Here is a 25,247-nt window from a genome sequence, read left to right on the forward strand (position 1 = left end):
CCGTCTCGACTCGGTTCACCCCATCAGGTGACCGATCACGATCGTCCCTGGTGCTCCAGGACCAAGCCGAGCAGGCGCACCAGCTCGGTGCGCTCGTCCGTCGTGAGCGGGGCGAGCAGCTCGTCCTGCACGTCCGCCAGCAGCGCGTCCAGCTCGCGGAGCTTGCCGACACCCACCGCCGTGATGGTGATGGTGTTGCGCCTCCGGTCGGCCGGGTCCGGCGACCGGTCAACCAGGCCCTTCCCGACGAGATCGTTGACCACCGCGACGACGTCGCTGCTGTGCACACCGCAGTTGCGGGCGACCTCCGCCTGGCTGGACGGGCCGGACTCGTCCAGCGCGGCGAGCACCCGGTAGTGGTGGCGACGGGTGTCCGCGGTCGCCAGCCGCTCCCCCACCACGCGGTCGGCACCCACCGCGACCTGGGTCATCAGCCAGCTCGCCATGGTGCGCAGCCGGGTGGGCGGGGAGTCGTCGGCCATCAGGTCCATCCGCGCAGCCTAGCCGAATCGTTTGCGCCACCAACGGTTACCGGTTACCGTTTGCGTGACCAACGTTAGTTGCACCAACGATTGGACCCGCGATGATCACGCCGTACCGGATCGACGTCCCTCAAGCCGACCTCGACGACCTCCACGAACGCCTGAGCCGCACCCGCTGGCCCGACGAGGTCCCCGGCACCGACCACGGCGTGCCGCTGGCGCGGGTCCAAGGACTGGTCGACCACTGGCGGACCGGTTACGACTGGCGGGCTCACGAGGCGGAGCTCAACGCGTTCCCGCAGTTCACCACCACCGTCGACGGTGCGGACGTGCACTTCCTGCACGTCCGCTCCCCCGAGCCCGACGCGTTGCCGCTGCTTCTGCTGCACGGCTGGCCGGGGTCCGTCGTGGAGTTCCTCGACGTGATCGGTCCGCTCGCCGACCCGCGCGCCCACGGCGGCGATCCCGGTGACGCGTTCCACCTGGTCATCCCGTCGATGCCCGGCTACGGCCTGTCCGGTCCCACCCGCGAGGCGGGCTGGGGCGCGGACCGGATGGCGCGCGCCTACGTCGACCTGATGAACCGGCTCGGCTACCCGCGCTACGGCGCGCAGGGTGGCGACTGGGGTTCGACGATCGCCCGGACGATCGGCGCGCTGGCACCGGACCGCGTGGTCGGCGTGCACCTGAACTACCTGCCGACGGCACCGGCGGACCTCGACGATCCGTCCGAGGCGGAGCTGGCCCGCCTCGCCAGGACGCGGGCGTACCTCGCCGCGCCCGCCGGGTACCTGGTCGTGCAGACGACCCGACCGCAGACCCTCGCCTACGGGCTCACCGACTCGCCGGTCGGGCAGCTCGCGTGGATCGCCGACCGGGTGGCGGCGTGGGCCGACCCGGCCGGGCTGGTCCCCGACGACCGGCTGCTCACCGACGTGATGCTCTACTGGCTCACCGGTACCGCGAACTCGTCGGCGCGGCTGCACTTCGAGTCGGGCCGGTCGCGCGGGGTCCCCCTGCCCTGTCCCGTCCCGGTGGGTGTCGCCGTGTTCGCCCACGACATCGTGCTGCCGGTCCGGCGGCTGGCCGAGCGGGCGTACCCGGTCGCGCACTGGTCGGAGTTCGACCGCGGCGGCCACTTCGCCGCGCTGGAGGTGCCGGACCTGCTGGTCGGCGACGTGCGGTCGTTCTTCCGGGGACTAGCCGAGCGCGCCGGCGTAGGCGGCCAGTGAGCGGTTGTAGCGGGTGAGGTGCGGCGCCAACGCCGTGAGCGCCATCGCGACACCTTCCCGTTCCCGGCCGACGCCGGTCAGCGCCAGCGCCAGGAAGGCGCGGACGGCGTCGTCGAGGTCGTCGGGCCGCTGCTCCAGCTTCGCCGTCTCGGCGAGGAAGTCGTCCTCCGCGCGCTCGTCGAGCGAGTCCCACAGCAGCGCGAGCCGCCGCCCCCAGTCGGCCTCGTCCATGGTCGTGATCCTAAGCTGGTCCCATAGCCACCATCAGCCACACCTTCGGCGTCCACGCCCACCCCGACCACGTCTGGGAGGGCCTGCGCGACGTCGGCGCCGTGCACGAGCGGCTCATCCCCAGCTACGTCGCGGACACCCGGATCGACGGCGTCCACCGGTACCTCACGATGGCCGACGGCTGGGTCGTCCACGAGGTGATCGTGGGCATCGACGACGAGACCAAACGGCTCGCCTACGCCGTGGTCGAGGGGTCCCGTCCGGAGCTGGCCCACCACCACGCGTCGTTCCAGGTGTTCGCCGACGGCCCGGACCGCAGCCGGGTCGTGTGGACCACGGACCTGCTGCCGGACGAGCACGCGCCGCAGGTCCGGCTGCGCGTCGAACGCGGCTCCGAGGTCATGGCCCGGGCGCTAGCACGAATTCCCTGACCGGACCAGGTCCCGCCGCCCGCCGTCCCGCATCGCGGACGTGGCAGCGCTCCGGCCTCCCACCGGGTAACCCTGATGAGGACAGGGAGTTCGGGTGAGAAGAGGACGGCATGCCAGGCACGTCACCACTGCACCTCGCGGTCGCCCTCGACGGCGCGGGCTGGCACCCCGCGGCGTGGCGCGAGGCCGACGCACGGCCGCGTGAGCTGTTCTCCGGGCGGTACTGGACCGACCTGGTGCTGGAGGCGGAACGCGGGCTGCTGGACTTCGTGACCATCGAGGACTCGCTGGGACCGCAGTCGACCGCGCTGGACGGGTTCGACGACCGCGTCGACCAGGTCCGCGGGCGGCTCGACGCGGTGCTCGTCGCCGCACGGGTCGCGCCGAGCACGTCGCGCATCGGGCTGGTGCCGTCGGCGATCGTGACGCACACCGAGCCGTTCCACCTGTCCAAGGCGGTCGCCACGGTGGACCACGCGAGCAGGGGGCGCGCGGGGTTCAGGCCGGTCATCTCCGCGCGGGCCAGCGACGCCAAGCACTTCGGCCGCCGGGACGTCCCGGTGCTGGAGCGCCTCGACGACCTGGAGGACCGGCTGCTGCTCGACCTGTTCGAGGAGGCGGCCGACTACGTCGAGGCCGTCCGGCGGCTGTGGGACAGCTGGGAGGACGACGCGGAGATCAGGGACGCGGCCACCGGGCGGTTCGTGGACCGGGAGAAGCTGCACCGGATCGACTTCGAGGGCCGCTGGTTCTCCGTGCGCGGACCGTCGATCACGCCGCGGCCGCCGCAGGGGCAGCCGGTCGTGAGCGTGCTGGCCCACGTCGCCCCCGCCTACGAGCTGGCGGTCCGGGCCGCGGACGTCGTGCACGTCACCCCGTTCGACAGCTCCGACGTGCACCGCATCCTCCGCGAGGTGCGCGGGGTGCCGCACGTGTTCGGCGAGCTCGTGGTGTTCCTGGACGACCGGCCGGGCGCCGCGGCGTCCCGCAAGGCGCGGCTCGACGAGCTGGCGGGCGCCGAGTACCGGTCCGACGCCCTCGTCTTCACCGGCACCGCGGGCGAGCTGGCCGACCTGCTGCTGGGCTGGCGGGAGGCCGGCCTGAGCGGGTTCCGGCTGCGACCGGGCGCCGTGCCGCACGACCTGGAGGCGATCACCCGCGCCCTGGTGCCCGAACTGCAGCGGCGCGGCGCGTTCCGCACCGAGTACGAGGCCGACACCCTGCGCGGGCTGCTCGGCCTGCCCCGCCCCGTCAACCGCTACGCCCCCGCGTGAGGACGAGATGACCAAGCCGCGCAAGCAGGTCCACCTGGCCGTGCACTTCCCCGGCGTGAACAACACGACGGTGTGGAGCGACCCGCGGTCGGGCAGCCACATCGACTTCAGCTCGTTCCGGCACCTCGCGCAGACCGCCGAGCGCGCCAAGTTCGACTTCCTGTTCCTGGCCGAAGGGCTGCGGCTGCGCGAGTACGCCGGGCAGATCCACGACTTGGACGTGGTGGGCAGGCCGGACACGTTCACCGTGCTGGCGGCGCTCGCCGCGGTGACCGACCGGCTCGGGCTGGCGGGCACGATCAACTCGACGTTCAACGAGCCGTACGAGGTGGCCCGGCAGTTCGCGTCGCTGGACCACCTGTCCGACGGGCGGGCGGCGTGGAACGTCGTGACGTCGTGGGACGCGTTCACCGGCGAGAACTTCCGGCGCGGCGGGTTCCTGCCCGCCGATCAGCGCTACGAGCGGGCCGAGCGGTTCATGCGGACGGCCTGGGAGCTGTTCGACTCGTGGCGGCGCGACGCGGTCGTGGCGGACAAGGAGTCCGGGCGGTTCCTCGACGACCCGGCCGCGGGGACCTTCGCGCACCAGGACGCGCACTTCGACATCGCGGGCCGGTTCGGCGTGCCGCGCAGCCCGCAGGGCCGTCCGGTGATCTTCCAGGCGGGCGACTCCGACGGCGGCCGCGAGTTCGCCGCCGCGACGGCGGACGCCATCTTCAGCAGGCACAGCGAACTGGAGGCGGGCAAGGCGTTCTACGCCGACGTCAAGGGAAGGCTCGCCAAGTACGGCCGCACCCCGGACCAGCTGCTGGTGCTGCCCGCGTCGACGTTCGTGCTGGGCGACACCGACGCCGAGGCGCAGGACATCGCGGCGGAGGTGCGCAGGCAGCAGGTCAGCGGCCCGACCGCGATCCGGCACCTGGAGGAGGTGTGGAACCGCGACCTGACCGGATACGACCCGGACGGCCCGCTGCCCGACGTCGACCCGATCGCGGGCGAGAACACCGTGGTGAAGGGCCGGGCCAGCGTCCGGCAGCACCGGGACCCGTTCGCCGTGGCCAAGCAGTGGCGTGAACTCGCGGAGGCGAAGGGACTGTCCATCCGGGACCTGGTCATCCACGTGTCCGGCAAGCAGACCTACATCGGGTCGCCGGAGACCGTCGCCGAGGCGATCGACCACTCCGTCCAGGAGGACGCCAGCGACGGCGCGATCCTCGTCCCGCACATCACCCCCGGTGGCCTGGACGAGTTCGCGGACCGGGTGGTGCCGCTGCTGCAGGAGCGGGGCGTGTTCCGCACCGAGTACGAGGGCACGACGCTGCGTTCGCACCTCGGTCTGGCAGACCTGCCGTGACGGCGCGACCGCCCGCGGACCCCGTCCTGGCCTCGCTGACCACGACGCACGCGCACCTGGCCGAGTCCAAGGGGCGGGCCTACCGCTTCCAGCCGGAGGTCGCGGGGTTCACGGCCGTGGCGGGCCCTCGTGACGCCGAGGCGTGGTCCGACCTGGCCGACCTCGTCGGACCGGGCCAGGAGGTGTCGATCGCCGACCCTCCCGCCGACTGGGAGGTGCTGTTCTCGGCCACCGGGGTGCAGATGGTGGCCGTGGCGCTGGAGACGGCCCCGTTCCCCCAGGCCCGCGAGCTGGGCCCGGCCGACGTGCCCGCGATGCTCGACCTGGTCGCCCGCACCGAACCCGGCCCGCTGCGGCCGCGCACCATCGAGCTGGGCACCTACCTCGGCGTCTTCGAGGACGGGGCGCTCGTCGCGATGGCGGGTGAACGCCTCCGGCCGCCGGGGTGGACCGAGATCAGCGCCGTCTGCACCGACCCCGCGTTCCGCGGTCGCGGCCTGGCCAGCGCACTGGTCAGGGCCGTGGCGCACGGCGTCGTGGCACGGGGCGACCGGCCGTTCCTGCACGCGACGTCCACCAACACGCCCGCCATCAGGCTGTACACGGCGATGGGGTTCGAGCTGGTGGCGCGCCGCAACTTCAGCGTGGCGCGCACACCGGCGTAGGGGGCGGGTCGTGGTAAGCAACGGGCATGCGTGTTCTTGTGCCCTTGCCGGACCGGGACTTCGACGTGACGGAGGTGGCGGTGCCGTGGCGGATGCTGCGGGACGCGGGCCACAAGGTCGTGTTCGCCACCGAGGAGGGTGGTCGTCCGGAGGCTGATCCGCTGCTGCTGACCGGTGTCCTGTTCGGGCAGCTGGGCGCCGATCCCGAGCCGAAGGCGTTCTACCGCGAGCTGCTGGCCGACGAGGCCTACCAGAAGCCGTTGACGTGGGCCGACGTGGAGCCCGCGGACTACGACGGACTGGTGCTGCCGGGCGGGCACGCGCCGGGGATGCGGCAGTACCTGGGCAGCGAGGTGCTGCGGGACAAGGTGGCGCGGTTCTGGGCGCTCGACCGGCCGGTGGGGGCGATCTGCCACGGTGTCCTCGTCCTGGCCCGCGCGCTCGACCCGGCGACGGGGGCGTCGGTGATCGCCGGGCGGCGGACGACGTGCCTGCCGAAGTACATGGAGCGCGGCGCGTACTTCCTCACGGCGTGGCGCCGGGGCCGGTACTACCGCACGTATCCGGCGTACGTGCAGGACGAGGTGGTCGCGGCGCTCCGCGACCCCGACCAGTTCCAGCGCGGTCCGACGGAGCTGTCCCGCCGTGGCACCGCGACCGATGACGGGCCCGCGTTCGTCGTGCGGGACGGCAACTACGTGTCCGCGCGGTGGCCGGGTGACGCGTACCTGTTCGCCAGGCGGTTCCTCGAGCTCTTGGGCTAGTACTCCACTCGATCGAGTGAATGCAGGGCCTTCAGGTCGGGAAAGCGGCCATTTTTGTCGGTGCCCGTCCGCAGGATCAGCGGCATGTTCAAACGCAGGATCGGTGGAGCGGGTGGCGGTTCCGACAAGGGCGGCGGTGGTTTCGCCCTGGTCGGCATCGTCGTGGTGGCGTTCGGCGCTCTCGGCGCCACGGGTGGGGTGGTCGGCACCGGCGGGGTGGCCGGTACCTCGGTGGGCGAGAGCGTCACCGTGCGCAAAGCGGACGCGAAGAAGTCCGCTCGGAGCGGTGACTCCGAGGCGGCCTGGCGTCGGATGGGCATGCGCGAGGCCAAGAAGGTGTCGCGGAAGGACGCGGAGTGCGTCGCCGCTTCGCACGACCAGGTCCAGGAGTTCTTCCTGCGCACGCCCTGCACGTCGCTGGACCGGATGGTGCTGGCCCTCGACGACGGCGCGGGCAACAGCGCGGTCGTCTCCGTGGTGTGGGTGGGTTTCCGCGGCAGCACCGACGTGTCCCGGTTCAAGTCCGTCGTGGACCGGCACGGCAGCGGCGACGTCTACCCGCTCGGCACGGCTCTGCTGGAGATGGCCGACATCCACTTCACCGGGCTCAACTACGACTCCGAGCCCAACGGGAAGAGCATCGCGATCGCCGAGACCGAGACGGCCCGCGGCAGTCTCGACCCCGAGCTGCTCGACGCCTTAGCCGAGGTCGCCTCGCGGTTCCCCAGCCCCTGACCGGGTCGCGCGGTCAGGGAACCGGGAGAGCGAGGCGGCCGGTGTCGAAGGCGGTCGGCCAGGTGGTGGTGTCGTCGGCGAGCGCCCCGGCGAACGTCGTGTCCTCGACGCGAGCGCCGGTGAGGTCGGCGCCGCGCAGGTCGGCTCCGGTGAGGTCGGCGTGGCTGAGGTCCGCGTCGCGCAGGACGGCGTCGCGCAGGACCGCACCTCCGAGGTAGGCGGAGGTGAGGGTGGCGCCGGTCAGCACGGCGGTCTCGAGGTTCGCCAGGCGCAGGTCGGTCGACTTCAGGTCGCTGCGGTCCAACCGTGTTCCGGGTAGCCAGGCGCGGGCGAGGTTGGCGTAGCGGAGCTGGGTGTCCGTCAGCCTGCCGTTGTGGATCTGCACGCTCCGCAGGTCCACGCGGGAGAGGTAGAGGCGGGGCGAGCCCGGTGTGGACGGGCGGCGGGCGAGGATGCCCATCGCCGCCTGGATGTCCGGGGTCCGGATCTGCAACCACGGGAGGTGCATGTCGACTTCGGCGCTCGGGTGCACCGGGCCGTCCGGACCGCCCACGGTCCACCGGCTGTGGTTGCGGACGAACGCGGCGAGGAGGAACTGGACCGAGTCGCGGTCGGCGGAGGAGTTGCGGGCGACGCGTTCGAGCGCGTAGACGCCGCCGATGCGGACGTCGACGTTGTCGCTGCCCAGCTGCTCCACCGCACGGGTGAAGCGTTCGGTGATCTGCCCTTCGCGGTTGACCTGCACCTGCCGCCAGGTCGCCGCCGCACCACCGATCACCAGCAGACCGGCGGTCAACTGCAACAGCGCGGACCGGACGCTGTTCTGCAGCTGGCCCTGCGCCTGCTGGAGCTGGATCCGCGCACCCGCGTCGGACACCGCGTGCAGGTCGGCCTCCGGCAGCGCCGGGTACAGCAACGAGGGGAGCACCGTCAGGGAACCGACCACGAAGGCCAGGAGGCCGAGAACGCCCACCGCCGCGAGCAACACCGTTCGACGCGTCACGGATGCGGATCATCCTCCCGTGCCCGGTCGGGGCGGAACGCTTTCGGGGAGGTGAGCCGATCGTCACGGTCCGGGTGACCGGATCAGAGTGGAGGGAGGCGGGCCTCGACCTCGGCGAGGCCGTCGGGGGTGTCGGGGCTGTCGGGGTCCACGAAGCCGGTGGCCGTCTCGGCCTCCGCAACGGTGAGCGAGGTGCTGTTGGCGTCCGTGCCGTTGGTGTCTGTGCCGTTGGTGTCTGTGCCGTTGGTGTCTGTGCCGTTGGTGTCTGTGCCGTTGGTGTCTGTGCCGTTGGTGTCTGTGCCGTAGTCGAGGCCGGTGAAGTGGGTGTCGCCGAGCCCGAGCAGCGCACTGCCCAACGGGTGGAGGTCGCCGCTTCCGGGGCGGTCGATCAGGGTCGTGAAGTCCTGCCTGTCGGAGGTGGTGCGGAACCCGGTCCAGGCCACGGAGGTGCTGGCGCCTTCCGCAGCCAGCAGTCCTTCTGCGCCTCCGCTGATGGCGAACAGGCTGACGACCAGGACACCGGCGGCCGGCGTGGGCCCGCTCTTGCGGTGGTCGGTGAACTTGCCCGCCAGGCAGGTCAGCCGGATCGGAGGGAGAAGGGTCTCATCTGCGGCGGCGGGCCGGGGTGGCGGGTTCGATGACAGGGCTGCGGATGTGTTCGTAGACGACGCTGGTGCGGACGTCCGCGACCTCGGGGCGTTGGGTGAGGCGGTCGATGACGAAGGCGTAGAGGAACTTGTTGTCCGGGACGGCGACGTGGATGAGGAAGTCCTCGCCACCGGACACGACGAACACGCCGACGGTCTCGGGCAGCCGGGAGGCCCATTCGCGGAAGGCCTCGATGTTCGCGCGGGACGGTGGGCGGATGCGGACGGCGATCAGCGCCTGGACGGGGCGGCCGACCTCCTCCAGGTCGAGGTCGACGAGGAAGCCGCGGATGACGCCGCGCTCGCGGAGCGAGCGGACGCGCTCCAGCGAGGTGGACGGGGAGACCCCGGTGGCGGCGGCGAGCTCGCGGTTGGTGCGCCGTGCGTCGCGCTGCAGTTCCCGCAGTAGTGCCTGATCTAGTTCGTCCAACTCGGCCATCGGGGCCTCCTTGCCGAATTAAGTTCGACGTGGATGGAAACAGCGGGATGTTGACCCTAACATCGGCCACATCGATATCCCTTCTGCGGAGATGTCCGCACATCGTCGAACGAATGAGGAGTTTCAGTGTCCGTCGCGCTCACCTTGGCACCCGACGAGATCCGCACCGACCTGCCGACCCGTCACGCCAAGCTCAAGTGGGTCATGGTCGTCGACGTCGCGCTCGGGGCCGGGCTGATCGCGAACGCCGCCGTGTGCATGGCGGCCGCCGTCGGCAACGCCGTGCCGACCCTGCTCGGACCCGGCACCACCGATGCCTCCGGCAGCCACCACCCCGGCCTGCCGTGGACCGGCTGCTCGATCCTGGCCGGGGACGCCGACAAGGTGCGGGAGATCCGGGCCAAGGCGGCGTCCAAGGAGGGGCTGCTGGTCGTCGACATGCCGGAACAGGCCCAGACCAGCCGCGTGTACGACGAGTACCTGGCCGCCGTCGCGGGCACCGAGGCGGCGGACCTGACCTACTACGCGGTGAGCGTCGTGGGGCCGCGCAACAAGGTCGACAAGCTCGTCGGCGGCCTGCCGCTACTGCGCTGACACGACCTCGGACCGCGACCGGGAGTCACAGGGGGCCGGGGGCCGGGCGTTGGGGACCGGGAGGTTGGGGACCGGGAGGTTGGAGGGCGGGAGGCTGGAGGGCGGACACGGTTGGGAGGCAGACGCGGTTGGGAGGCAGACGCGGTTGGGAGGGCGGGGAGCGTTGAGGGGGGACTGGCCGGTTTGGTCGGGGGTGTGAGGTCTGGTGATAGCGGTTGCCGATGAGTGAGGTCGGCCTTGGTGATAACGGGGCGGGGTGGGGATCGATGTGCTGGTGACGGTTGCCGGTCATCGGGTCGTGGCCTTGCGGCTAGGAATGGCGCTGGTAGCGGGTTGTGTCCGGATGGATGCGGTGAGTGGTCGTCAGTGCTGGTTCGGGGGTCGATAGGCTCCTGGGCCCCGACTAGTGCGAGGTGCGCGATGAGCGATCGTCCAGCCTGGGTGCCGGACTCGATCAACACCGAGTTGCCCAGTGCCGCCAGGGTCTACGACTACCTGCTGGGCGGTGGGCACAACTTCGCGGTGGACCGGGTGGTCGGGGAGAAGGTGTTGCAGGCGCTGCCGAACGGGGGGCAGATCGCGGGGTCGAACCGGGCGTTCCTGCGGCGGGCGGTGTTGTTCATGATCGACCAGGGCATCACGCAGTTCCTGGACCTGGGGTCGGGCATTCCGACGGTGGGCAACGTGCACGAGATCGCGCAGCAGGCGGACCCGAACGCGCGGGTCGTGTACGTGGACTACGACGAGGTCGCGGTGACGCACAGCGAACTCCTGTTGCAGGGCAACGAGAACGCGACGGTGGTGGCGGCTGATGCGACGAAACCGGAACGAGTGCTGTCGGCACCCGCAGTGCGGAAGATGCTGGACTTCGGGAAGCCGGTCGGGTTGCTGATGGTGGCGGTGCTGCACTTCGTGCCGGATGAGAAGAAGCCGCACGAGGTGCTGGCGCAGTACATCGACGCGTTGCCGTCGGGGAGCCTGGTGGCGTTGTCGCACCTGACAGCGGACGGGAAGCCGGAGGAGATGGCGGCCGTCGTGGAGGCGATGAAGAACAGCCGGGATCCGATGTACTTCCGGAGTCATGGGGAGTTCTCGGGGATGTTCGAGGGGTTGGAGGTGGTGGAGCCGGGGGTGGTGAGCGCTCCGCACTGGAGGCCTGAGGTGGATTACGACACTAGTCCGGATGATGTGTATGTGGGGGTTGGGCGGAAGGTTTGATTCTGGGGCCGTGTGCGTGGTGGATTGCGTTGCGGTGCCTGGCTTTGGTTGGGTGCTGCCTCGTGGTGAAGCTCGGTTCCGGCTCTCCCGCCGTGCGAGCCTGGCTCTCGGGCCTCCCACCGACTGGCGAAGCCCAGCCCCCGGCGCGCGATTGTCTCAATGCTTGATCTTGCTTGTCAAGACGATAGGGCTGTCTTGACAAGCAAGATCAAGCAGGAGGGCGCTGTGGATCGGGGGCAGAGGGGAAGTCTGGCTTCGCCAGCATCGAGCTGCGCTCGACACTGCATCCTCGGCTTCGCCGTCGGACGGGGCATCCGCGCTTCGCGGCGGACAGGGCATCCTTGCTTCGCTGCGGACAAGGCCCCAGGCGCTTCGCGCCGGATGCGCGCTGGCGGGCTGCGCCCAGCTGTGGATCCTTGGCTGCGCCGTCGGACGGGCAGCCTCGCTGCGCGTCGGAGTGGGTTGTGGGGTTGGGTTTGGTTAGGGGATGAGGACTAGGCGGATTGGGTTGTTGGTGCGGGTTGCTAGTTGGTGGACGGCGTCGGTGGCGTTTGTGAGGGGGATGTGGGCGCTGATGGAGTTGGTGAAGTCCAGGCGGTGGTAGGTGGTGAGGGCGACCAAGGCCTCTACGTCTTCTGGGGTGGAGCCGAAGTGGCCCAGTAGGCGTTGGTTGCGGACGCTGAAGCCGATGCCGTCGGTGAGGGTCAGGGGGCCGTTGGAGAGGCCGACCAGGACCAGGGTGCCGGAGAGGCCGAGGACTTTGGTGGCTTGGTCGTGGATGGTGGGGGTGCCTGCGAAGTCGAAGGCGTGGTCGAGGCCGCGGCCGGTGGTGGCGGTGAGGACGCGGTCGGTGAAGTCGGCGGCGGTCGGGTCGAGGGTGAGGTCGGCGCCGAAGGTGGAGGCTCTTGCGCGGGCTTCGGGGAGGGGGTCGATGGCGATGATGGGGGCGGCGCCGGTGAACCTGAGCAGTTGCACGGCGTGAGCGCCTAGGCCGCCGATGCCCCAGACGCCGACGGACTGGGCGGGGCGGACTTGGGCGGTGGACATGATGGCGGCGTAGGGGGTGGAGACGGCGTCGGGGATGATGGCGGCCTGGTCGAACGGCAGGTGGTCGGGAATGGGGACGAGAGTGTCGTGCCTGGCCAGGGCGTACTGGGCCCAGCCGCCGTCGTAGTGCACTCCCCTGGTCCGGCCGTTGAGGCAAGGGCGTTGGCGCACGCACAGTTCGCACGCGCCGCAGGACTGACCGGCCTGCAGGATGACGCGGCGGCCGACCGTGACGGACGACGGGACGTCCGGGCCGATGACGGCGACGGTGCCGGACACCTCGTGGCCCAGGGTCAGCTTGGGGTGGTCGTTCTGCCAGACGCGGAGCGTGCCGTCGATCAGGTGCAGGTCGGACAGGCAGACGCCCGCCGCCGCGACGGCGACCAGGACCTCACCCGGACCCGGTACGGGGACGGGCACCTCCTCCACCGCGAAGTCCAACGTCGTGAGGTCGAGCCTTCCCGCGAGCATCACGTCCTCCACCGTCCGAGTATGGGCGCCCGACCACCGGACCACCCGGCACCTAGGGGTGCTTTGGGGCCCCTACAAATCCCGCAGCAGCACGACCAGGTCGCGCGGGAGTCCGTGGGTCTCGTGCAGGTAGCGGAAGTCCTGCTCGGTCAACGGGTCCCGGTAGCGCGACACCACACCCCGCCCGCGGGTGACGAGCGAGCGGAAGCGGCGTTCTTCCTCCTCCAGGACGTCGAACACCCGGTCGCTGCGCTGGTCGAAGTGCGTCAACGTGCTCCGCACCAACGGTTCCGGCAGGTCGGACAGCGTGTACGAGCCGTTCTCGCGCCAGAGCGTCGTCAACGTCCGCCGCAGCAGCCTGCGCAGCACGTACCCGCGACCGGTGGTGGACGGGGTCACGCCGTCGCCGATCACCACGACGCCCGACCGCAGGTGGTCGACGACCAGCCGCGGCTCGGACACGTCCCACGGGAGCCCGTCCACCCACGGCGACAGCAGGTCCGTCTCGAACACCGAGCGCTTGCCCTGGAGGAACATCAGCAGGCGCTCCAAGCCCATCCCGGTGTCCACTGTGGAGTCCGACAGCGGGGTGAGGCCGCCGTCCTCGTGCCGCCGGTAGCGCATCATGACGTGGTTCCACACCTCCATCCACCGGTCGTCGGTGGTGGGAGTGCCGGTCGGCGGGCCGTCGCCGGTCCACACGAACATCTCGCTGTCCGGCCCGCACGGCCCCGTGGGCCCGTTGGACCACCAGTTCTCCGACCCGGTCAGCTCGACGGGGACGCCGAGCGAGCGCCACGTCTCCAGGGAACCGACGTCCGGTCCGACCTGGTCGTCGCCGCCGAACACGGTGACGTGCAGCAGTCCGGGGTCGACGCCGAACCCGTCGCACAGCAGCTCGTACCCCCAGCGCAGGCTCTGCGGGCCGTCGTAGGAGCGCAGCGACCACGATCCGAGCATCTCGAACACGGTCAGGTGCGACGGGTCGCCGACCTCGTCGAGGTCGGTGGTGCGCAGGCAGCGCTGCACGTTGACCAGCCGTCCACCCAGCGGGTGCGGGCGGCCTTCCAGGAACGGGGTCAGCGGGTGCATGCCCGAGGTCGTGAACAGCACGGGGTCACCGGGTGGCGGCAGCAGTGAGCTGCCGGTGATCCGCTGGTGGCCGCGGGAGGTGAAGAAGTCGACGAACGTGTCGATGACGTGCCGGGTGTCCATGGCGGGGTCCTTCCGGGGTGGGACGACCGGAAAGGGCCACGGCGGAACCGGACGGACCGTTTCCGGTCGCCGGTGGGGGTCGAACGAGGTCAGGCAGCGGCGGCGACCGACGAGCGGGGAGCTCGCGCGGCCGCGGCGACGTGCTGCGGTTCGACCGACATGCCTCGACCCTACGTCGCCGCGCAAGCGGTTTGGTCGTCCACAGTGGAACCGATGGGCCTTCCGGGTGAAGCCGCGCGGCGGCCAACCGGGCGAACCGACCGGTTTCGCCCGAGGTCAGGCGGCCCGCGACAAGATCCGTCCGGTAGCACCCGCGACACCGTCCGGACGCACCCCCGTTACGCCGAGGGGACCTGCCCCGATGTCACGGTCATGCCGACCGGGACGAACGACGCGAGGGGCAGCGGACGCGCGGAAGCCACCGCGCGGACCGGGGCGCGCGTCCGGGCCCGGCAGCGGCCGGACACGTTCGCGGTCGGCGGCGTGATCGCGGTGCTGCTGCTCGCGAGCGTCTACGTGTGGGCATCGGTGCTGTCCCCGCAGGGCCGGGTCGCCGCCGTGACCAGCGTCGGGGTGAAGGGGTACTGCGAGTCGGGCTGGGTCGTGCCGGACGCGGGCGACGGGCCGATCCCGATGGCGGGCAAGCCCGCGGAGGCGGTGCTGGGCAGCGGCGGCTCGGTGACGGTCACGGTGCGGGGCCTGACCGGTGACGCGGTCGATCTCGAACCGCCGGTCGTCGAGGTGGTCAGCCGCAGGCCCGCGCTGCCGGGGGTGTTCCTGCCCTCGCCGTGCGGCGGCCCGGTGCCGACCGACGGGCTCACCGTGGACCTGGACCGCCCGACCACCGTCCTGGGGCCGGACGGCCGGCCCGCCGAGTTCCCGCACCGGGTCAGCGGGACCGAGCCCGGCCACGTCGTGATCCGGCCGCTCTCGACCACCGACGACGTCGAGTGGCGGCTGCGGATCCCGTGGTCCTCGGGGGTCGGCAGGGGTGAGCTCGTGGTCGACGACGACGGGAAGCCGTTGCGCACCACCGCGACGAGCGCCGCCCGGCCGTTCTGCGTCGAGGAGCCGTACAGCGCGCGCTGGGTCTCCTGTCCGGATATCGGGTGACCCGAACGGCCCCCGATGTGGCACGGTGGGGCGATGTCCGATGCGGAGAAGCGACTGCAGGTCAAGCGCAGCTGTACCCGGTGGCTGTCCGGCCACGGTGAGTCGACCATGCGGGAGCGGCTGGCCGGGCTGATGGCCATGCCGGAGTCCGAGGGGTACCCCGACGTCTACGGTTCGGGCGACCCCGTGGCCCTGCTGGAGCGGCGGGTCGCCGAGCTGCTCGGCAAACCGGCGGCGCGGTTCGTGGTCAAGGGCGTGATCGCCCAGCAGGCCGCGCTGCGCACCTGGTCGGACGCGAGCCGGATCCACACCGTGGCGCTGCACCCGTTGAGCCACATCGACTCCGACGAGCTGGGCGCCTTCGAACGCCTGCACCCGCTGCGCGCGGTCCGCCTCGACGGCGGGCGCGGGTTCGGCGTGGCGGAGCTGGAGGCGGTCGGCGAGCCGCTCGGGGTCGTCACGGTGGAACTGCCGCTGCGCAACGCCGGGTTCGCCCTGCCGGACTGGGACGACCTGGTCGCCGTGTCGCACTGGTGTCGTGGACACGGGGTGCCGCTGCACTTCGACGGCGCCCGGCTGTGGGAGTCGGCGCCGTACTACGGCAGGCCGCTCGACGAGATCGCCGACCTCGCCGACTCGCTGTACGTGTCGTTCTACAAAGGACTGAACGGGCTCGCGGGCTGCGCGCTCGTCGGCTCCGAGGACTTCCTCGCCCGCGCGACGCCGTGGCTGACCAGGCACGGGGCGAACGTGTACGCGAACTACCCGTACGCGCTGTCCGCGATCGACGGCCTGAACCGGTACCTGCCCAGGATGGCCGCCTACCGCGACCGCGCGGAGTCGCTCGCGCACGCCATCGCCCAGGTCCGCGGGGCGGGCGTGACCACCCCGCGGACGAACGGGTTCCGCGTGTTCCTGCCCGGCTCCCCCGACGCGCTGGCGGGCGCGCACCTGCGGCTCGCCGAGCGCACGGGCACCTGGCTGTTCAACCGCGGCGCCACCACGGACGTGCCGGGGCTCACCGCGGTGGAGGTGCAGGTCGGCGAGGCGACCGAGGCGATCCCCGACGACGAGGCCGCACGGCTGGTCGCCGACCTGCTGGACTCAGCCGAGGGTGACCGGTAGCCGGTCGAAGCCGTACATGAACGGCGAGATCCGCTGCCGGAGCAGCGACCGGTCGACGCCGAACCCGAGGTCGGGGAAGCGGCTGAACAGCGCCGTCAGCCCGATCCGCGCCTGCAGCCTGGCGAGGGCCGCGCCGACGCAGTGGTGCGGGCCGTGGCCGAACGACACGTGCGGCGGGCCGGACCGGGTGATCCGCACGCTGTCCGGGTCGTCGTAGACGGCCGGGTCGCGGTTGGCCGCGCCGACCATCAACCCGACGGTGGCGCCCTGGGGGATGGTCGTGCCGTGCAGCTCGATCGGTTCGAACGCGAACCGGAACACCGGGGACAGCACGACCGGGCCGGAGTGGCGCAGCAGCTCCTCGACGGCCCGGTCGGAGACGTCCGGTGCGGTCGCGGCCAGCTGGTCGGGGTAGTCGAGCAGGGCGACGACGGCGTTGGCAAAGAAGTTGGCGGTCGTGTCGTACCCGGCGCCGAGCAGGTTCGCGGCGACCGCGCACACCTCGTCCTCGTCCAGCGTGTCCTCGCCCTCGGACGCCCTGAGCAGCAACGACAGCAGGTCGTCGCCCCGCTGCCCGCGCTTGACCCCGATCTGCTCGCGGACGTAGTCGAGGGTGGCCAGCAGCGCCGCGCCGGAGGCCGCCCGGTCCGGGCTCGTCGCCGCGTCCGACCAGGCGCGCAGCCTGGCGTGGTCGGACTGCGGCGCGCCCAGCACCGTGCCCATGGTGGTGATCGCGAGCGGGTAGCCGAACGACCGCAGCAGGTCCGGCTCGTCTTCCTGGGCCATGGCGTCGAGCAGCGCCGCCGCCGTGTCGGCGATGACCGACTCCCAGCCCGCGATCACCCGCGGGGTGAGCGTCCCGCCGACCACCCGCCGCTGCCTGGTGTGGTCCGGCGGGTCCAGCACGAACGCCTTCTCCCAACCGGTCCCCACGCCCATCGCCAGCCCGGAGGCCAGGAACCGGTCGCTCGCCGAACGGGTGTCCGCGCTGAGCCGCGGGTCGGTGGACAGCGCCCGCACGTCGTCGTGCCGGGTGACCAGCCACAGGTCCAGGTCCGCGAACGGCAGTGCCACCTCGGCCACCGGCCGGTGCTCCCGCAGCCACGCCAGCGTGGGGAAGGGGTCGGCGTAGTACTCCAGGGAGAAGATCTCGGGTAAGAGGCTCGGCTTCGCCGCGTTCGTCATGCTCTTCCTCCACCGTCGTCGGGTGTCCCCCCTGAGGCGCGGCAACCGGGTCCGGCGCCGTGTCCGGGCTCAGGCGGTCTGGCGACGGTCGCGAGGGTAGAGCGCGGCGAGGACGACGAGTACCGCCATCGCGACGGCCATCCCGGCGAACGCCCACTGCACCGCGCTCGCGTAGTCGGTGCGGACCGCGAGCATGATCTGGTCGCGCACGGCCGCCGGGGCGCCGCTGTCGCCACCCGCGCCGGTGACCAGGTCCACGGCCTTGCGGGCGTCCTCGGCGGTACCGCCCATGGCCTCGAACGACGTGGTCAGGCCGGTGGTCAGCCTGCCGGTGACGAGCGTGGTCAGCACGGCGAGGCCGAACGCGCCGCCGAAGTTGCGCATGGACTGGGACAGCGCGGTGACCTCGCCGTAGGAGGCGCCGATCGCCCGGTTCACCGCGTCGGTGCTGACCGCGCTGAGCATGAACCCGATGCCCGCGCCCGCCAGCGCGATCGGCCAGGTCTGCCGGTTGAAGAAGGCCTCGGCGTCGAAGTCGAGGTCGGTCACCGCGGTGGCGAGCCAGCCGAACCCGGCGGCACCGAGCACGCCGCCGATCGCGAGCACCGGACGCGCGCCGACGCGGTCGAACATCGACGAGCCGAAGCGGGAGGCGACCACGAACCCGAGGAACAGCTTGAGGAACAGCAGACCGGTCATCGTGGCGGACAGGCCGAGCGACACCTGGCCGTAGACGCTGAGGAAGAAGAACACCGGGACGAACGCGACCGACGCGAACAGGCTGCCCAGCGTCGCGAGCGTGAAGCCGCGGTCGCGGAACGCCCGCAGGTTCACCAGCGGCTCGTGGGTGCGGCGCTCGTGGACCGCGAACGCGACCAGGAACGCGGCACCGCCGACCAGGGCCGCGAGCACGCCCGCGCTGGTCCAGCCCCAGCCGCTGGCCTGCTGGAGCCCGAACACGACCAGGCCCATGCCCAGCGCGACCAGGCCCGCGGCGACCCAGTCGATCCGCTCGTCGCGGCGGGGTGACGGGGCGGCCGACAGCGCGACGACGACCAGCGCGGCGAGCGCGATCGGCACGTTGACCCAGAAGATCGAGCGCCACGTCCACGCGGTGAGGTAGCCGCCCGCGATCGGCCCGATGGCGGTCATCGCGCCGGTGACCGCGAAGAACAGCGCCATCGCCTTGCCCCGGCCTTCGCGGGAGAAGGTCTGCACGACGATGCCGATGGCGGCCGGGAACATGATCGCGCCGCTGATGCCCTGCAACGCCCGCGCCGCGACCAGCCACGCCTCGGCGTACCCGCCCGCCGGTGCCAGGCCGCAGAGCAGCGACGTCACGCCGAACGCGGCGATGCCGACCAGCACCATCCGCTTGTGCCCGAACACGTCGGCGAGACGACCGCCGAGCAGGAAGAACGCGGCCGTGGCCAGCAGGTAGACGTTGACGGCCCATTGGATGCCGCCGTTCGAGAGGCCCAGCCGGCTTTGGATCGTCGGGGCGGACAGCGCGACGATCGTCTGGTCGATGGTGGTCATCGACACCGCGAGGATGAGGCCGGCGAGCGCGCGGACGCCTGTCTTGCCGGTGGTGCCGCTGGACAACGCGGTCATGGACGTTTCTCCGTTCACATGTCAGTAGTGACAGGTGGAAGGTAGAACTTCCTACACAGACATGTCAACAGTGAAGTATGCTGAGGTGGTGAGCCTGAAACACGCGACCCTCGGCCTGCTGTCGTTCGGCCCGGCCAGCGGGTACGACCTGCTCCAGACGTTCGGCGAGTCGTTGGCCAACGTCTGGCCCGCCACGCAGAGCCAGCTCTACGGGGAGCTGGGCAAGCTCGCCGACGCGGGACTGGTCACCGTCGCCGCCGAGGGGCCCCGCGGGCGCAAGGAGTACTCGATCACCGACGAGGGCATGGCCGAGCTGCGGCACTGGCTCGGCGAGACCAAGCCCGCGCCCACCAGGCGCAGCGAGATGCTGCTCAGGGTGTTCTTCCTCGGCCTGCTCACGCCGGAGCAGGCCGAGGCGTACCTGCACGACCGCGCGGCCGCGGCCACCGAGATGCGCGCGGGCATGCTGGAGATCGACAAGCAGCTCGAGCCCCAGGACGGCGACCTGGTGGTCTACGGCAGGCTCGCCCTGGAGTGGGCCCTGCGGTACTCGGTCATGCAGCGGGAGTGGGCGGACTGGGCCGTCGAGGAACTGCGCCGCGCCCGCAAGGAGGAGTAGTGCGGTGACCACGATCCCCGGCGGGGAGTTCCGGGCCGGGTTCGTGGCCACCGCACCGGTCACACCGCGGGCGTCAGCACCTCGACCGTCCCGCGGCCGCCGTCCACCCGCACCCGGTCGCCGGTGCGCAGCCTGGTGGTCGCGTTCCCGGTGCCGACCACAGCCGGGATGCCGAGCTCGCGGGCCACGATCGCCGCGTGCGACAGCGGTGCGCCGATGTCGGTGACGACGGCCGCCGCGCGCGGGAACAGCGGCGTCCAGCCGATGTTGGTCACCGTCGTCACCAGCACCTCGCCGGTCTCCAGCGCCGCGCCGTCCGCGACCGACGCGAGCACGCGGACCACCCCCTCCACGACGCCCGCCGCGCCCGCGAACCCGGTGACCGCGTCGCCGAGCGGTGCCACGTCCCGCGTCTCGTCGAACACGTCGGAACGCCGGTCGGCGGCCGCGGCCCAGCGGAACGGGTCGAAGTGGCCGCGCACCAGCGTCGGGTAGGGAGGCAGCGCCGCGTACCGGCGGTGGGTCTCGCGGCGGGCGGCGACGTGGTCGAGCGCGCTCCGGTCGCCGTCCAGCAGCGCCAGCACCTCGTCCACGGCCAGGAAGAACACGTCCTCCCCCACCCCGGTCAGCTCGCCCGCGCGGAGCAGGAACGTCCGCAGCACCCAGAACGCCCGGATCACCTCGGACCTGCCCGCCTCACGTCCGCGCGCGGCCGCGGCGGCGCGCGCCATCCGCCGTCGCAGCGTGCGGACCTTGCGCGGGTGCCGGGCGCGGAACCGGTCGAGCGCGGCGGCGCGGTGCTCCTGCTGACGGGCAAGCAGCGTCCGCACGTCGGTCAGCGCGCCCCGGACGCCCTCGACCTCGCGGTCGAGCCACGCCGGGTCCTCCGCCGGTCGCGGCGCGGACACCTCGAACTCGTCCGGGCAGCGGTGGCCCCAGTCGCGGACGAACTCCTCGCGAGTGATCTCGCCGCGGGCCAGCCGGTCGAGCCCGACCACCGGCCCGAGGCTGGCCAGCGGTCCCGCGGTGGTGTGCAGGCCGGTGAGCAGCGCGTTCGCGTCGCTCTCGGCGACGAGCCCGAGCAGCCACGGGCGGATCCGGACCAGCCCGGCCCCGTCGAGCCTGGCTCCCGCGGCCAGCATCCGGCTGGTGTCGCGCAGCAGCGCGTCGACGTCCGCCCGCCACAGCCGGGCGAGCGCCGCGGGGTCCGTGGTCGCCGCGATCCGCGCGCGGGCGTCGTCGGACCGCTGCCGCGCGCCGTCCACGAGCGCGGGCAGATCCGTCTGGTACGGCCGGATGCGGCGCAGGAACCCCAGCGCGGTGGGCAGCATGTCCCGCAGGACCGCCCACCGGGACAACGGCAGCCGCGGGACCTCCACATCGGACGGGATGCGCCCGAACGCCTGTTCGCTGGCCCGCCGCACGAAGCCCTCCAGGCCGAGCGCGGACCCGGCGGCCATCGTGACGCTGAGGTTGAGGTAGAAGCGGCCGCCGATGTTGCCGTCGAGCGGATGCCCGCCGAGGGTGGGGACGGACATGACCTCGGACATGAAGATCCGCACCAGCGACCAGGTCGCGGGCGTCATCACGCTCGGGATCGCCTCACCGAGGTTCGCGCAGGTCCACAGGTAGTCGCCCACGAGGCTGGTGTTCCACTCCTCGTGCGCGGTGACCGTGATCGGCCGGGCCTGCACGATGGACACCTCGTCGTCGCGGACCGCCCACTCGACGTCCATCGGCCGCCCGTAGAGCTCCTCGATCCGGCGGCCGAACCCGGCGAGCGCGAGTGCGACGTCGTCGGACAGCACGGGGTCGCCGCGCCGGTCGGTGATGCCGCGGTCGTCGAGCACGACCACCTGCGGGTCGGCCGCGCCGGACACCAGGGCCTCCCCCAGTCCGCGCACCGCGTTGATGACGAGCCGGTCCCGCGCCCCGGTCACCGGGTCGGCGGTGAACAGCACCCCGGCCGCGGTCGCGGGCACCATCCGCTGCACGACGACGGCGATGGCCACGTCGGCCTGCGCGACGACGTGCCGGGCGCGGTAGTCGACGGCCCGTTCCGTCCACAGCGACGCCCAGCAGCGCTTGACCGCGTCGAGCACCTCGGACGGGCCCTCGACGTCGAGGAACGTGTCCTGCTGACCGGCGAACGACGCGTCCGGCAGGTCCTCCGCCGTCGCCGACGAGCGGACCGCGACCGCACCACCGCCCAGGTCCGCGTAGGCGTCCGAGATGGCGGTGGCGACGTCCGGCGGCAGTGGCGCGGCGGCGAACAGGTCCGCGACCTCCCGCTCGGACGCCCCGACGACCTTCGCGGCCAGGCCGTTGGCGGCCAGGAACTCCCGGTACGCGGCGGTGGTGACGTGGAAGCCGGGCGGCACCGGCAGCCCGGCGGCGGTGAGCCTCGCCAGCGACTCGCCCTTGCCGCCGACCGCGAGCAGGTCGGCGGCCGGGTCGGCCATGTCCAGGACCGTCGCGCTCATGACTCTCCCCCGTCGGCGAGTCCGGTGGACTCGGCCAGCTCCCGCCGCGCGACGGCGTACGCGGCGTCGAAGTAGGTGGTGGTCGCGCGGGACAGCGCGGCGGGGTCGACGCCAGCGCCGAGCCCCAGCGTCCGGTCGACCGCGTCGGCGATCAGGTCGGCCTGCTCGTCGGCGGTCAGCCGCAGGTGCTCCGGCATCAGCGACGCCGTGGTCAGCACGCCGATGAACGACGCCGTGATCAGCGTCAGCTGGCCGCGCTCGTCCCAGTCGCCGCCGATGGCGTCGTGCTCGCGCAGCGTGTCGAGGTAGTCGGTGAACGTGGTGCGCCACCCCGTCGCGGACCGCAGCCGGATCGCCAGCCGTCCGAGGACGGCCAGGTCGTTGAGGAGCACGGCGCGCATCAGCGGGCGACCGATCAGCCCCGCCGCCAGGTGCCGGAACAGTGCGCGCGGACCCGGCTCCGGCTCCGCGGCGAGCCCGTCGCGGACGGCTTCGAGCAGCAGGACCCGCTCGCGGCGCAGCACCGCGACGAACACCTCGTCCTTGGTCTTCCAGTGCAGGTAGACCGTCCCCTTCGCGATGCCCGCGGTGCGCGCGACGTCGTCGATGGTGGTCTTGTCGTACCCCCACCGCGCGATCAGGTCCGCCGCCGCGGCCAGCACCGCCTCGACGCGGGCCCGACGCCCCTCGACGTCGTCCGTCCGCACCCGTCTGCCCGCCATCGAACCTCCTAATTGACCAGATGAGGATATCCGGTCAACTGGTCATCGCAATAGCCGTCCGCGTCCCAAGCTCGAAAAACGGGAGAAACCGCAGGTGGGAGAACCGCGTGCAGGGCAGGGTCCCGGGAGGAGTACGGACGGTCTATGGGCCCGGGACTGGTCAAGACGCGATCGTGGCGTCATCTCGCCAGAAGGACCCCTGATCACGGTCCGATGACGGTCTCCCCGGCCCGGGTGCACCTATGTTGTCGGCGATCGCTTACCCCATCCTTGGAGAATTGCTGATGACTTCCGCTCGTCGTACCAGCACCAGGTTCGCGGCCGCCGCCGTCGCGGTGGCAGGTGGCGTGCTCGCGATGGCACCCGCCGTCGCCCAGGCGGCTCCCGACCTCGCACCGCCGTCGGTGCCCGCGGAGATCGCCGTTCCCGACGGCAACCACGTGACCGCGCGCTACGACGCGATCGGTTTCCAGGTCTACGAGTGCGGCACCGCGGGGACGTGGACGCTGCACGCCCCGAAGGCGTGGCTCAGCGGCAACGGCGACACCGGCGTCCACTTCGGCGGTGTCGACGCGAACCTGCCCGCGGGCCCGTACTGGCAGTCGAACCGCGACCACAGCCGCGTGCACGGCGGCAACGCGGTCAGCTCGCCCTCCCGCGAGGGCGCTGTCCCGCTGCTGCGCCTCACCGCGCTCGACACGTCGGGCACCGGCGTGTTCTCCGACGTGACGTTCGTGCACCGCCTCAACACCGTCGGCGGCGTCGCTCCCGCGGGCACGTGCGACCAGGCCGACAAGTCGTTCAAGAACGTCTTCTACAGCGCCACCTACTACTTCTACAAGAAGAACTGACGCGTTGAGGCCCCGGGACCGCGCGGTTCCGGGGCCGCCGCGCGACATGCTTTTGGTCACATTGGTCACGAAGGTGTTGACACGGGGGCAGTGCGGATGGGTCTTTCGGGCAGAGTTCGGCCACTACCGCCAGGTACTGTGCTGGACTCGGTGCGCACCGGACCGAGGAGGCACCCCTGATGTCACGCGTTCCACTGCGCCGCAACGACAAGGCGGCCGACATGGGGCAGGCGCTGGCCTGGTACCGGAACCAGATGGGCTGGGACGTGCAGCTGGTCGACGGCGCTCCGGCGCTGTCCCTGACGCACGGCATGACCGGCTTCCTGTTCCCCCGCAAGTGGTTCCCGCTCGCCGCCTCGATGATGTCCACGATGGACGTGCAGGGCCCGGTCATCGGGTTCCTCGACGACGTGGAGCCCAAGGCCGTCGCGCTCGCCGACACCAACGACTGCGTGTTCAGCCAGTCCCAGATGCCGCCCGGCGTGGTGCTCCTGCGCACACCCGGTCAGGTGCCGCTGCCCCCGAAGGCCGGGTCCGACTGGCTGGTCGAGCCGCACAACGAGCGCCGCTGGCTGCCGTCGGCGACCGCCGTGCTGTCCGTGCTCCGGTCCGCCGCGCAGGTGCCGACCACCCCGGTCCGCGGCCGGGGACCGCTGCCCTACAACAGGATGCCCGCCACCCGCCCCGGCGTCGGCGGCCACCCTCAGATCGTGCGCCGCCGCACCGCCTAGGGCGTGTGTCGAAGTCCGTGTTCGCGGTAGCCGGGCCTGAGGCGGCCCCTGGGGGCACGGCCGACTGGCCCGCATACAACAGCGGTATGCGGACCAGTCGGCCGCACCGCCAGGAACCACCTCAGGCGCGACTCCCATCGAACGAGACTTCGACACACGCCCTAGGGCGCGAACGCCTGGGTCCCCAGCACCCGCAGCAGGTCCAGCCGTTCGGCGGCGTCCGTGCCGGGCTGGGGGCGCAGCACGACGAGCCGCCTTCCGGTGTCCGGGCTCAGCACCACGTCGCACTGCATCTCCAGCACCCCGACCTTCGGGTGCGTGTACGTCTTGCGCCCGGACCGCATGGGCGACACCTCGTGCAGCTCCCAGACCGCCGCGAACTCGGCGCTGACCTCGAGCAGGTCGGCGACCAGGGTCGCGGACACGGCGTCCTTGCCGCGGCGGACCGTCGACGCCCGCAGGTCCGCGACGAAAGCGCGCGCCAGCCGCTCGTGGTCGGCGGGCAGGTAGATGTCGCGCGACTCCGGTTCGGTGTACCAGCGCCACAACGTGTTGTCCGCCCGTCCCCCGGTCCCGGTGAACGGCCCGAAGAGCGCCGTGCCCAACGGGTTCTGCGCCAGGATCGTGCCGAGGTCGTCCGCCACCACCGCCGGGACCGTCGTCAACGCGTCCAGCACGTGCATCAGGCCGGGGTCGACGTACCCGCTGGCGTGGTGCACGACCGGCGGCGCGTACCCCGCCAGCACGTACAGGTGGTCCCGCTCGTCGGTCGACAGCCGCAGCGCCCGCGCCAGGCAGGACACCATCGACTCCGACGGGTGCGGCCCCCGCGCCTGCTCCAGCCGCTCGTAGTAGTCGGTCGACATGTTCGCCAGCAACGCCACCTCCTCCCGCCGCAACCCCGGCGTCCGGCGCCGGGCACCCGGCGCCAGACCCACGTCGGCGGGTCGCAGCGCCTCGCGGCGGACGCGCAGGAACGAAGCCAGCTCAGACCGGTCCATG

At 72.0% G+C, this 25,247-nt stretch carries 26 protein-coding genes; 14 read left to right on the forward strand and 12 right to left on the reverse strand.

Going from position 1 to position 25,247, the window contains the following annotated elements; translation table 11 throughout:
- Positions 1 to 35: 35 nt before the first annotated feature.
- A complete protein-coding gene (locus CLV43_RS28995; RefSeq protein ID WP_106190908.1) occupies positions 36 to 491 on the reverse strand; it encodes a MarR family winged helix-turn-helix transcriptional regulator in 456 nt (151 codons plus the stop codon).
- Between the two features lie 92 nt (positions 492 to 583).
- Here CLV43_RS28995 and CLV43_RS29000 point away from each other — a divergent pair, with 92 nt between their 5' ends.
- Positions 584 to 1,714, forward strand: a complete 1,131-nt coding sequence (locus CLV43_RS29000; protein ID WP_106190910.1) for an epoxide hydrolase family protein — start codon at positions 584 to 586, stop codon at positions 1,712 to 1,714.
- On the opposite strand, the gene CLV43_RS29005 is transcribed toward CLV43_RS29000, so the two are convergent.
- Positions 1,682 to 1,945 (reverse strand): tetratricopeptide repeat protein, encoded by a 264-nt coding sequence (locus tag CLV43_RS29005; protein ID WP_106190911.1) that lies wholly within the window; start codon positions 1,943 to 1,945, stop codon positions 1,682 to 1,684. The genes CLV43_RS29000 and CLV43_RS29005 overlap by 33 nt on opposite strands.
- A gap of 32 nt (positions 1,946 to 1,977) precedes the next feature.
- On the opposite strand from CLV43_RS29005, the gene CLV43_RS29010 reads away from it, so the two are divergent.
- The 6 genes from CLV43_RS29010 to CLV43_RS29035 all read left to right on the forward strand — a co-directional run bounded on the left by CLV43_RS29010 (position 1,978) and on the right by CLV43_RS29035 (position 7,168).
- Positions 1,978 to 2,376, forward strand: a complete 399-nt coding sequence (locus CLV43_RS29010) for an SRPBCC family protein (protein ID WP_211304627.1) — start codon at positions 1,978 to 1,980, stop codon at positions 2,374 to 2,376.
- A 110-nt stretch (positions 2,377 to 2,486) separates the two neighbouring features.
- Positions 2,487 to 3,650 (forward strand): LLM class flavin-dependent oxidoreductase, encoded by a 1,164-nt coding sequence (locus tag CLV43_RS29015; RefSeq protein WP_106190915.1) that lies wholly within the window; start codon positions 2,487 to 2,489, stop codon positions 3,648 to 3,650.
- A gap of 7 nt (positions 3,651 to 3,657) precedes the next feature.
- Positions 3,658 to 5,004, forward strand: coding sequence for an NtaA/DmoA family FMN-dependent monooxygenase (locus CLV43_RS29020; RefSeq protein ID WP_106190916.1), 1,347 nt, complete (start codon positions 3,658 to 3,660; stop codon positions 5,002 to 5,004).
- Entirely contained in the window at positions 5,001 to 5,669 is a 669-nt protein-coding gene (locus tag CLV43_RS29025; protein WP_106190918.1) for a GNAT family N-acetyltransferase, read from the forward strand. Before CLV43_RS29020 ends, CLV43_RS29025 begins: the two co-directional genes overlap by 4 nt.
- Before the next feature lie 26 nt (positions 5,670 to 5,695).
- The gene (locus CLV43_RS29030; RefSeq protein WP_106190920.1) at positions 5,696 to 6,433 is read left to right on the forward strand and encodes a type 1 glutamine amidotransferase domain-containing protein; all 738 of its coding nucleotides are present in this window, start codon (positions 5,696 to 5,698) and stop codon (positions 6,431 to 6,433) included.
- An 84-nt stretch (positions 6,434 to 6,517) separates the two neighbouring features.
- On the forward strand, positions 6,518 to 7,168 hold the full coding sequence (locus tag CLV43_RS29035) for a hypothetical protein (protein ID WP_106190922.1): 651 nt from the start codon (positions 6,518 to 6,520) through the stop codon (positions 7,166 to 7,168).
- A 13-nt stretch (positions 7,169 to 7,181) separates the two neighbouring features.
- On the opposite strand, the gene CLV43_RS29040 is transcribed toward CLV43_RS29035, so the two are convergent.
- The 3 genes from CLV43_RS29040 to CLV43_RS29050 form a co-directional block, all read right to left on the reverse strand.
- Positions 7,182 to 8,171, reverse strand: a complete 990-nt coding sequence (locus CLV43_RS29040) for a pentapeptide repeat-containing protein (protein ID WP_146174954.1) — start codon at positions 8,169 to 8,171, stop codon at positions 7,182 to 7,184.
- A gap of 83 nt (positions 8,172 to 8,254) precedes the next feature.
- Positions 8,255 to 8,614, reverse strand: coding sequence for a hypothetical protein (locus CLV43_RS48650; protein WP_211304607.1), 360 nt, complete (start codon positions 8,612 to 8,614; stop codon positions 8,255 to 8,257).
- A 160-nt stretch (positions 8,615 to 8,774) separates the two neighbouring features.
- Complete coding sequence (locus CLV43_RS29050) at positions 8,775 to 9,257, reverse strand: Lrp/AsnC family transcriptional regulator (RefSeq protein WP_106190925.1); 483 nt, start codon at positions 9,255 to 9,257, stop codon at positions 8,775 to 8,777.
- A 126-nt stretch (positions 9,258 to 9,383) separates the two neighbouring features.
- On the opposite strand from CLV43_RS29050, the gene CLV43_RS29055 reads away from it, so the two are divergent.
- Positions 9,384 to 9,851 carry a DUF2000 domain-containing protein gene (locus CLV43_RS29055; RefSeq protein WP_245887069.1) on the forward strand — a complete coding sequence of 156 codons (468 nt, stop codon included), beginning with the start codon at positions 9,384 to 9,386 and terminating at the stop codon, positions 9,849 to 9,851.
- A gap of 420 nt (positions 9,852 to 10,271) precedes the next feature.
- Positions 10,272 to 11,069 carry an SAM-dependent methyltransferase gene (locus CLV43_RS29060; protein ID WP_106190927.1) on the forward strand — a complete coding sequence of 266 codons (798 nt, stop codon included), beginning with the start codon at positions 10,272 to 10,274 and terminating at the stop codon, positions 11,067 to 11,069.
- Positions 11,070 to 11,549: 480 nt separating this feature from the next.
- Here CLV43_RS29060 and CLV43_RS29065 read toward each other — a convergent pair whose 3' ends face one another.
- Together CLV43_RS29065 and CLV43_RS29070 are read right to left on the reverse strand one after the other, a co-directional pair.
- Entirely contained in the window at positions 11,550 to 12,599 is a 1,050-nt protein-coding gene (locus CLV43_RS29065; RefSeq protein ID WP_245887070.1) for a zinc-binding dehydrogenase, read from the reverse strand.
- Positions 12,600 to 12,659: 60 nt separating this feature from the next.
- Entirely contained in the window at positions 12,660 to 13,802 is a 1,143-nt protein-coding gene (locus CLV43_RS29070) for an alanine--tRNA ligase-related protein (RefSeq protein WP_106190928.1), read from the reverse strand.
- Positions 13,803 to 14,174: 372 nt separating this feature from the next.
- Between CLV43_RS29070 and CLV43_RS29075 the strand changes: the two genes are divergently transcribed.
- Complete coding sequence (locus CLV43_RS29075) at positions 14,175 to 14,915, forward strand: hypothetical protein (RefSeq protein ID WP_106190930.1); 741 nt, start codon at positions 14,175 to 14,177, stop codon at positions 14,913 to 14,915.
- A gap of 33 nt (positions 14,916 to 14,948) precedes the next feature.
- The gene (locus CLV43_RS29080) at positions 14,949 to 16,040 is read left to right on the forward strand and encodes a threonine aldolase family protein (RefSeq protein WP_170156059.1); all 1,092 of its coding nucleotides are present in this window, start codon (positions 14,949 to 14,951) and stop codon (positions 16,038 to 16,040) included.
- On the opposite strand, the gene CLV43_RS29085 is transcribed toward CLV43_RS29080, so the two are convergent.
- Both CLV43_RS29085 and CLV43_RS29090 read right to left on the reverse strand, forming a co-directional pair.
- A complete protein-coding gene (locus tag CLV43_RS29085; protein WP_106190933.1) occupies positions 16,020 to 17,225 on the reverse strand; it encodes a cytochrome P450 in 1,206 nt (401 codons plus the stop codon). The genes CLV43_RS29080 and CLV43_RS29085 overlap by 21 nt on opposite strands.
- 69 nt (positions 17,226 to 17,294) lie before the next feature.
- Positions 17,295 to 18,839 carry an MFS transporter gene (locus tag CLV43_RS29090; RefSeq protein WP_106190934.1) on the reverse strand — a complete coding sequence of 515 codons (1,545 nt, stop codon included), beginning with the start codon at positions 18,837 to 18,839 and terminating at the stop codon, positions 17,295 to 17,297.
- An 88-nt stretch (positions 18,840 to 18,927) separates the two neighbouring features.
- Here CLV43_RS29090 and CLV43_RS29095 point away from each other — a divergent pair, with 88 nt between their 5' ends.
- Positions 18,928 to 19,458, forward strand: a complete 531-nt coding sequence (locus CLV43_RS29095) for a PadR family transcriptional regulator (protein WP_106190936.1) — start codon at positions 18,928 to 18,930, stop codon at positions 19,456 to 19,458.
- A gap of 59 nt (positions 19,459 to 19,517) precedes the next feature.
- Here the strand turns inward: CLV43_RS29095 and CLV43_RS50140 are convergent, their stop codons facing one another.
- Entirely contained in the window at positions 19,518 to 21,941 is a 2,424-nt protein-coding gene (locus CLV43_RS50140; protein WP_106190937.1) for a PEP/pyruvate-binding domain-containing protein, read from the reverse strand.
- Positions 21,938 to 22,663 (reverse strand): TetR/AcrR family transcriptional regulator, encoded by a 726-nt coding sequence (locus CLV43_RS29105; protein ID WP_106190939.1) that lies wholly within the window; start codon positions 22,661 to 22,663, stop codon positions 21,938 to 21,940. Before CLV43_RS29105 ends, CLV43_RS50140 begins: the two co-directional genes overlap by 4 nt.
- Positions 22,664 to 22,947: 284 nt before the next feature.
- On the opposite strand from CLV43_RS29105, the gene CLV43_RS29110 reads away from it, so the two are divergent.
- Both CLV43_RS29110 and CLV43_RS29115 read left to right on the forward strand, forming a co-directional pair.
- Positions 22,948 to 23,514, forward strand: a complete 567-nt coding sequence (locus CLV43_RS29110; protein WP_170156060.1) for a DUF3455 domain-containing protein — start codon at positions 22,948 to 22,950, stop codon at positions 23,512 to 23,514.
- 179 nt (positions 23,515 to 23,693) lie between these two features.
- Complete coding sequence (locus tag CLV43_RS29115; protein ID WP_106190942.1) at positions 23,694 to 24,245, forward strand: hypothetical protein; 552 nt, start codon at positions 23,694 to 23,696, stop codon at positions 24,243 to 24,245.
- A 161-nt stretch (positions 24,246 to 24,406) separates the two neighbouring features.
- On the opposite strand, the gene CLV43_RS29120 is transcribed toward CLV43_RS29115, so the two are convergent.
- The gene (locus CLV43_RS29120; protein ID WP_106190944.1) at positions 24,407 to 25,246 is read right to left on the reverse strand and encodes a helix-turn-helix transcriptional regulator; all 840 of its coding nucleotides are present in this window, start codon (positions 25,244 to 25,246) and stop codon (positions 24,407 to 24,409) included.
- Position 25,247: the final 1 nt, after the last annotated feature.

Source organism: Umezawaea tangerina, from assembly GCF_003002815.1.
In the GTDB taxonomy this organism is placed as follows: domain Bacteria; phylum Actinomycetota; class Actinomycetes; order Mycobacteriales; family Pseudonocardiaceae; genus Umezawaea; species Umezawaea tangerina.

Excerpts from the sequence above, each read along its gene's own strand:
- CLV43_RS29115 (WP_106190942.1), top strand. The coding sequence starts at position 23,694 with ATGTCACGCGTTCCACTGCGCCGCAACGACAAGGCGGCCGACATGGGG.
- CLV43_RS29080 (WP_170156059.1), top strand. The coding sequence starts at position 14,949 with ATGTCCGATGCGGAGAAGCGACTGCAGGTCAAGCGCAGCTGTACCCGG.
- CLV43_RS29075 (WP_106190930.1), top strand. The coding sequence starts at position 14,175 with ATGCCGACCGGGACGAACGACGCGAGGGGCAGCGGACGCGCGGAAGCC.
- CLV43_RS29120 (WP_106190944.1), bottom strand. The coding sequence starts at position 25,246 with ATGGACCGGTCTGAGCTGGCTTCGTTCCTGCGCGTCCGCCGCGAGGCG.
- CLV43_RS29110 (WP_170156060.1), top strand. The coding sequence starts at position 22,948 with ATGACTTCCGCTCGTCGTACCAGCACCAGGTTCGCGGCCGCCGCCGTC.
- CLV43_RS29090 (WP_106190934.1), bottom strand. The coding sequence starts at position 18,839 with ATGACCGCGTTGTCCAGCGGCACCACCGGCAAGACAGGCGTCCGCGCG.
- CLV43_RS29005 (WP_106190911.1), bottom strand. The coding sequence starts at position 1,945 with ATGGACGAGGCCGACTGGGGGCGGCGGCTCGCGCTGCTGTGGGACTCG.
- CLV43_RS29015 (WP_106190915.1), top strand. The coding sequence starts at position 2,487 with ATGCCAGGCACGTCACCACTGCACCTCGCGGTCGCCCTCGACGGCGCG.
- CLV43_RS29070 (WP_106190928.1), bottom strand. The coding sequence starts at position 13,802 with ATGGACACCCGGCACGTCATCGACACGTTCGTCGACTTCTTCACCTCC.
- CLV43_RS29105 (WP_106190939.1), bottom strand. The coding sequence starts at position 22,663 with ATGGCGGGCAGACGGGTGCGGACGGACGACGTCGAGGGGCGTCGGGCC.
- CLV43_RS28995 (WP_106190908.1), bottom strand. The coding sequence starts at position 491 with ATGGACCTGATGGCCGACGACTCCCCGCCCACCCGGCTGCGCACCATG.
- CLV43_RS50140 (WP_106190937.1), bottom strand. The coding sequence starts at position 21,941 with ATGAGCGCGACGGTCCTGGACATGGCCGACCCGGCCGCCGACCTGCTC.
- CLV43_RS29035 (WP_106190922.1), top strand. The coding sequence starts at position 6,518 with ATGTTCAAACGCAGGATCGGTGGAGCGGGTGGCGGTTCCGACAAGGGC.
- CLV43_RS29050 (WP_106190925.1), bottom strand. The coding sequence starts at position 9,257 with ATGGCCGAGTTGGACGAACTAGATCAGGCACTACTGCGGGAACTGCAG.
- CLV43_RS29085 (WP_106190933.1), bottom strand. The coding sequence starts at position 17,225 with ATGACGAACGCGGCGAAGCCGAGCCTCTTACCCGAGATCTTCTCCCTG.
- CLV43_RS29020 (WP_106190916.1), top strand. The coding sequence starts at position 3,658 with ATGACCAAGCCGCGCAAGCAGGTCCACCTGGCCGTGCACTTCCCCGGC.
- CLV43_RS29030 (WP_106190920.1), top strand. The coding sequence starts at position 5,696 with ATGCGTGTTCTTGTGCCCTTGCCGGACCGGGACTTCGACGTGACGGAG.
- CLV43_RS29000 (WP_106190910.1), top strand. The coding sequence starts at position 584 with ATGATCACGCCGTACCGGATCGACGTCCCTCAAGCCGACCTCGACGAC.
- CLV43_RS29060 (WP_106190927.1), top strand. The coding sequence starts at position 10,272 with ATGAGCGATCGTCCAGCCTGGGTGCCGGACTCGATCAACACCGAGTTG.